General features: G+C 72.6%; 5 protein-coding genes. All 5 read right to left on the minus strand.

Annotated elements, in window-relative coordinates; translation table 11 throughout:
• Positions 1 to 106 precede the first annotated feature (106 nt).
• Entirely contained in the window at positions 107 to 1,348 is a 1,242-nt protein-coding gene (locus IJH84_RS16060; RefSeq protein ID WP_200072981.1) for a cytochrome P450, read from the minus strand.
• Positions 1,345 to 1,968 carry an ATP/GTP-binding protein gene (locus IJH84_RS16065; protein ID WP_295145854.1) on the minus strand — a complete coding sequence of 208 codons (624 nt, stop codon included), beginning with the start codon at positions 1,966 to 1,968 and terminating at the stop codon, positions 1,345 to 1,347. The genes IJH84_RS16060 and IJH84_RS16065 overlap by 4 nt, the downstream gene beginning before the upstream one ends.
• Positions 1,937 to 2,305, minus strand: a complete 369-nt coding sequence (locus IJH84_RS16070) for a DUF742 domain-containing protein (protein WP_200072979.1) — start codon at positions 2,303 to 2,305, stop codon at positions 1,937 to 1,939. Before IJH84_RS16070 ends, IJH84_RS16065 begins: the two co-directional genes overlap by 32 nt.
• Positions 2,302 to 2,727, minus strand: coding sequence for a roadblock/LC7 domain-containing protein (locus IJH84_RS16075; RefSeq protein WP_200072978.1), 426 nt, complete (start codon positions 2,725 to 2,727; stop codon positions 2,302 to 2,304). The genes IJH84_RS16070 and IJH84_RS16075 overlap by 4 nt, the downstream gene beginning before the upstream one ends.
• Positions 2,724 to 3,062 (minus strand): hypothetical protein (locus IJH84_RS16080; RefSeq protein ID WP_295145857.1); only part of this gene is annotated, 339 nt, incomplete at its 5' end. The genes IJH84_RS16075 and IJH84_RS16080, both read right to left, overlap by 4 nt.

Here is a 3,062-nt window from a genome sequence, read left to right on the forward strand (position 1 = left end):
ACCCACGCCGGGACCTCGCCCGGCAAGGTCACCTGCGCGGCCGAGCCGTGCTCGCGCAGCCGGTGCGCTTCGCCGTGCACGTCGGCGCCGGACGGGTCGAGCGGGGTCAGCGGGCATCCTGATGTGGACATGCGGGTCCTCCTGGGGCGGGTTCGGCGAGCGTTGCCACGGCGGGGAAGCGCACCGGCAGGGCGGTCAGCGCCCGGTGGAACGGACCCGGACGCCACCGCAGCGGTTGCTGATCATCCAACTCGACCTCGGGAACGTAGTCCAGCAGCGTCTCCAACGCCACGGTCGCGATCAACCGCGCGGGCCTGCTCGCCGGGCAGCTGTGCGCGCCCGCGCTGAACGCCAGGTGCGCGCGGTTGCCCGCGGGAACCTGCCCGGTCGGGTGCAGCGCCGGGTCGGTGTTGATCGCCGCCATCGAGATCACCACCGGCTGGTCCGCGGGCAGCAGCACCCGGCCCAGGTGCACCGGGTGCCGCGGGTAGGTGATCGCGTAGTTCGCCAGCGGCGTGTAGCGCCACAGCACGTCGTCGAGCGCTTCGTCGAGCGCGACACTGCCGGTGGCCACCGCGTCGGCCACCCGGTGCTCGGTCAGCAGCAGGTACAGCGCGTTGGCGATCCAGTTGCCCAGCGGCTCCGCACCGGCGCCCATCATGATGATCAGCTGGTGCAGCAGCTCCTCGTCGTCGAGGCCGTGCGGGTGCTCGATCAGCCGGGTGGCGATGTCGTCGCCCGGGTTGGCGCGCTTGTACTCGACCAGGTCGGTGACGCTGGCCTCCAGGTACTGGTTGGCCAGCTGCGGGTCGGTGCCGTCCCAGAGCGCGGCGATCGCGGCGACCATCGCCTGCGAGATCTCCGCCGGGCAGCCGAACATCTGCTGCAGCACCAGCATCGGCAGCTGCGCGGCGAACTCGCCGAGCAGGTCGGCGTGCCCGCGGCCGGTGAACCCGCGGATCAGCCCGGCCGCGCTGCTGCGCACGTACCGCCGCAGCTGCGCGGGCTTGACCAGGTCGAGGCTGTTGGCCACCGGCGGGCGCAGCCGCGCGTGCTGCTCCCCGTCGGCGAACAAGGTGTTCGGCCGCCACGACATCATCGGCAGCACCGGCGCGTCCGCAGGCGCGGTGGCTTGCCAGCGGCGCGAGTCCTTCACGAACACGTGCGGACTGCGCAGCACCTGCAGCGCCGTGTCGTAGTCCACCACCAGCATCGCGGGCACGTCCGGGGCGAGTTCCACCGGCACGATCGGGCCGCGCGAGCGCAGCTGCGAATAGACCCGGTCCGGGTTCCCGGTGAAGTCCTCGCCGTACAGCGGGATGCGCTCGGTGTCGAGATGAGTGGTCAAGCCGAGACTCCGTGCTCCTTCGTCGTGCCCGCGCCGGCGAGCACGTTTTCCACCAGCGTGATCAGCATTCGGTTGCAGGACGGCTCGTCGCGCGCGTCGCAGACGCCCAGCGGCGTGCCCGGCGGCGGGTCCAGCGCCTCGCGCAGCTCCTCGACCGGGTAGCGCGGCGCGGTGTCGAAGGCGTTCACCGCGATCGCGTACGGCACCTCCAGCTGCTCCACCCGGTCCATCACGTCGAACGAGGCGTCCGGCCGCCGGGTGTCCACCAGCACCATCGCGCCCAGCGCGCCGCGCGCCAAAGTCCGCCACAGGTAGTTGAACCGCTGCTGCCCCGGCGTGCCGAACAGGTACAGCACCAGCTGCTCGTTGAGCGTGCGCCGCCCGAAGTCCAGCGCCACCGTCGTGGTCGTCTTCGCCGGAGTGCCGCGCAGGTCGTCCACGCCCTCGCTGGCCGCGGTCAGCGATTCCTCGGTGTGCAGCGGCTGGATCTCCGACATGGTGTCGACGAACGTGGTCTTGCCGACCCCGGCGGGGCCGACGATCAGGATCTTCGCCGAGCGGCGCACGGTCGGGGCGAGGTAGGCCGACTCATGCGGAGGTGTCCAGGTTGCGAAGTCCATCCAGCACCTCCTTCAACAGGTCCGGGCTGGGCGTGGCCGACGGCCGGGAAGCCGCGGCGGGCGCCAGGTAGCCGTCATCGATCAGATCCCCGACCACCACGAGCGAGACGCTCAGCGGCAGCCGGGTGTGCGCGGCGATCTCCGCCACCGCCAGCGCCCCGCCCTGGCAGACCTGCACGATCCGGCGGCGGTCCGGTTCGAGTTCGGGCACGGTGCCGCGCGATACGGCCCGCACCAGCGTCGCGGGTTCCACCGGGTTGTCCGCACGCGCCCGCCCGCGGGTGAGCACGTACGAGCGCACCAGCTCGGATTCGCGTCTGTGCGGGCCTGGGCTCACGGCCGGTTCCCGGCGGCGGTGCGCGCAGCCGTGCCCATCTCCTGCCCGAGCCGCTGAGCGGTCGCCTGCATCTCGGTGGCCACCACGCCGAGGTCGGCGTCCGCTTCGGTGACCAGCACCAGGTACGACTCCTCGCCGAACGGCTGCAGCAGCTGGAAGCCGCGGGCGTGCTGCACCATCACCTGCTCGAAACCACCGGTCGGGTAGCCCAGCGGTTCCATCCCGTGCCGGGCGCAGGACTGCAGCGGGGCGCTCACGGCCGCCCACCGCTCCGCGTCGGCGCGGTCCAGAGCGGCGTTCTTGACCAGCAGCATCCCGTCCCCGGACACCGCGATGGCCGCGCGGATCCCGGCGTGCTCGACCAGGTCGTCGAGCACCCAGGTGCGGTCCGGCAGCGCTGCTCGGCGAGCGGTCTCGCTCATGCGTTCGCGTCCTTTCCTGATGAGGTGGCGGTCGGATCCCCCGCTTCGCGGTCGCGAACCGCGCTGTCCGGCCCGGGGATGTCCGGTGCCGCCACGTCGGACGGCCCCACGTCCTGATCCGTCGTCGGGCGGCTCGCGCGTTGCAGGCCGCGCAGCGTCTTCGCGACGTCTTGGGTGCGCAGTCCAGCCGTGTCGCCGACGGACTCCGCGGTGTCGCCTGCTGCTGGGTGCTCGGACAGGTCGCCGGAGCGGGTCACCGTGCGGCGCGGCCGCTTCGGCAGCCCGGAGGCGGTGGTGTCCGTCTCCGGTTCGCTGCGGCGGTGCCGCGGCGCGGG

The organism is Saccharopolyspora sp. (assembly GCF_017434145.1).
Lineage (GTDB): Bacteria > Actinomycetota > Actinomycetes > Mycobacteriales > Pseudonocardiaceae > Saccharopolyspora_C > Saccharopolyspora_C galaxeae.